The organism is Streptomyces glaucescens, assembly GCF_002154375.1.
GTDB lineage: Bacteria > Actinomycetota > Actinomycetes > Streptomycetales > Streptomycetaceae > Streptomyces > Streptomyces glaucescens.
In genome coordinates this window covers 1-2,418 of sequence record NZ_MUND01000234.1, presented here as the reverse complement: position 1 = coordinate 2,418, position 2,418 = coordinate 1, and the positions used below count along the sequence as shown (strand labels likewise).

The following is a 2,418-nucleotide window of genomic DNA, read 5'->3' as shown; positions in this document are numbered from 1 at the left end:
CCCCCACCCCAGCCGATCAGGAAGGCACCGTTCTCCGTGTCCGCATCCCCACACCAGCGAACCTCCAGTGGCTCCCCGGCCGTCCCCCTCCTCCGGGAACAGGCCGCCGGCGGGCAGGTGGCGCCGTGAGATTCCTCGCCATCACCCTGATCACGCACCGCCCGGACCCCGTCACCGCCGAGCGGAAGAGCACCCACGAGCGGTTCCGTGAGGTGCTCGACGACGCCGTGCTCGCCGAGGAACTCGGCTTCGACGGCTTCGGGGTGGGGGAGCGGCACGAGCGGCCGTTCATCTCCTCCTCCCCGCCGGTGGTCCTCAGCCACATCGCCGCCCTGACCCGGCGCATCCGGCTGTTCACCGCCGTGACGACGCTCAGCCTCCTCGACCCGGTCCGCGCCTACGAGGACTACGCAACCCTCGACCACCTCTCCGGCGGCCGCCTGGAGCTGATCATCGGCAAGGGCAACGGCACCGCGCAGCGCGAGCTGTTCCAGGTCACACCCGAGGACCAGTGGCAGCGCAACGCCGAGAGCTACGAGGTCTTCCGGACGGCCTGGCGGCAGCCCGAGGTGACCGCGGCGACCCGCTTCCGGCCCCCGCTGCGGGACGCCGAGGTGTGGCCGCGCCCCTACCAGCACCCCGTACGGGTCTGGCACGGCAGCGCCACCAGCAAGGAGTCCGTGGAGCTGGCCGCCCGCTACGGCGACCCGCTGTTCTCGGCGAACGTCACCCACCCGGTCGAGCCGTACGCCGAGCTGGTCCGCCACTACCGCGAACGCTGGGCGCACCACGGTCACGACCCGGCGGACCTCGCCGTCGGCGCGGGCACCGCCGGCCTGTACGTCGCCCGCACCTCGCAGGAGGCGCTGAGGGCCTACCGGCCGGTCTTCGAGGCGAACCTCGCCTTCTGGAAGGAGGCGGGCCTGCCCGTCGTCTTCCCGACCCTGGAGGACTTCGCGGAGCGCAGCTCGGCCCTGGTCGGCAGCCCGCAGCAGGTCATCGACAAGGTCCACCGGTACCACGAGCGGCTGGGCCACAGCGTGCTGCACGTACAGGCCGACGCGGGCGGACTGCCCCGGCACCGGCACCGGGCGTCCCTCGAACTCTTCCAGTCCGACGTCGCCCCCGCGCTGCGCCACGCGATCCCCGACCCGCCGTTCCCGTGGGCCCCGGCCGGGGCGGAGGCGGTCACCGCGTCCCGCTCCCGCTGACGGGGCCGGCACCGGGCCGGGACCGCGGCGACGCCTGTCCCGGCGTCGCGCCGGGCGCGGTCACAGACCGGCCGCGTGGTCGGGGACGTACGTCTGGAGATCGCGCGGCGGGCGCTCGTAACCGGTGGACGGCGGACGCTGCGGCAGCTCCAGCACCGGCGGCGGGACGTCGCGGTACGGGACGGAGTCCAGCAGGTGGGCGATCATGTTCAGCCGGGCCCGCCGCTTGTCGTCGCTCTCCACGACGTACCACGGTGCCTCGGAGATGTCGGTGTGCACCATCATCTCGTCCTTGGCCCGGGAGTAGGCCTCCCAGTGGGTGATCGACTCCAGGTCCATGGGGGACAGCTTCCAGCGCCGCAGCGGATCCTCCAGACGACGCCGGAAACGGTCCTGCTGCTCGGCATCGCTCACCGAGAACCAGTACTTGCGCAGCAGGATGCCGTCCTCCACCAGCATCCGTTCGAAGATCGGGCACTGGCGCAGGAACAGCCGGTACTCCTCCTGGGTGCAGAAGCCCATGACGTGCTCGACACCGGCCCGGTTGTACCAGCTGCGGTCGAACAGCACGATCTCCCCGCCCGCCGGCAACTGCTCGACGTACCGCTGGAAGTACCACTGGGTGCGCTGGCGCTCGGTCGGCTTGGGCAGTGCCGCGATCCGTGCCACGCGCGGGTTGAGATGCTCCGTGACCCGCTGGATGGTGCCGCCCTTGCCCGCCGCGTCCCGACCCTCGAAGACCACGACCAGCCGGGCGCCCTCGGTGCGCACCCACTCCTGGAGTTTCACCAACTCCGTCTGCAGGCGCAGCAGTTCCTTCTCGTACGTCTTGCGCGGCAGCTTCGCCGCCTGCTTGCCGGCCATGGTGTCTCCCCGCTCGGCGTGTGCGCCCGGGCGGACCCTGGAGCGCACACCCGGACAGCGCTTGGACAGCACCGTACTGGCCGTGTGGGAGTCGCGCGCGCCGGACAGGCAGGCCCTCACCACGCCCCGGCCCTCGCGCCTCAGCCCGCACCGGCTCCCGACCGCGCCCCCGTGCCCGATGCCGCCCCCGCCTCGTCGCGCCGCACGAGCTGGGCCACGACGAACGCCACCACCGACGCCGCCACGATCAGCGGCATCTGGTCGTGCGCGGCGCGGCCCATCAGCAGCACCGCCAGCACCGCGCTGCTCAGCGGCAGGCCGGTCACCGCGGCCGCGGCCGCGG

General features: G+C 72.8%; 2 protein-coding genes and 1 pseudogene. 1 reads left to right on the top strand and 2 read right to left on the bottom strand.

From position 1 onward, the window contains the following. The first annotated feature begins 125 nt into the window (after nucleotides 1-125). Nucleotides 126-1,211 carry an LLM class flavin-dependent oxidoreductase gene (locus tag CCN42_RS16970; RefSeq protein WP_086736677.1) on the top strand — a complete coding sequence of 362 codons (1,086 nt, stop codon included), beginning with the start codon at nucleotides 126-128 and terminating at the stop codon, nucleotides 1,209-1,211. Nucleotides 1,212-1,271: 60 nt separating this feature from the next. Here the strand turns inward: CCN42_RS16970 and ppk2 are convergent, their stop codons facing one another. Beyond that, nucleotides 1,272-2,075, bottom strand: coding sequence for a polyphosphate kinase 2 (ppk2, locus tag CCN42_RS16965; protein ID WP_086736675.1), 804 nt, complete (start codon nucleotides 2,073-2,075; stop codon nucleotides 1,272-1,274). A gap of 140 nt (nucleotides 2,076-2,215) precedes the next feature. Continuing rightward, nucleotides 2,216-2,418 (bottom strand): annotated as a pseudogene (locus CCN42_RS16960) (chloride channel protein); the annotation flags it as partial.

Coding starts and splice junctions, on each gene's coding strand:
- ppk2 (WP_086736675.1), bottom strand. CDS start 2,075: ATGGCCGGCAAGCAGGCGGCGAAGCTGCCGCGCAAGACGTACGAGAAG.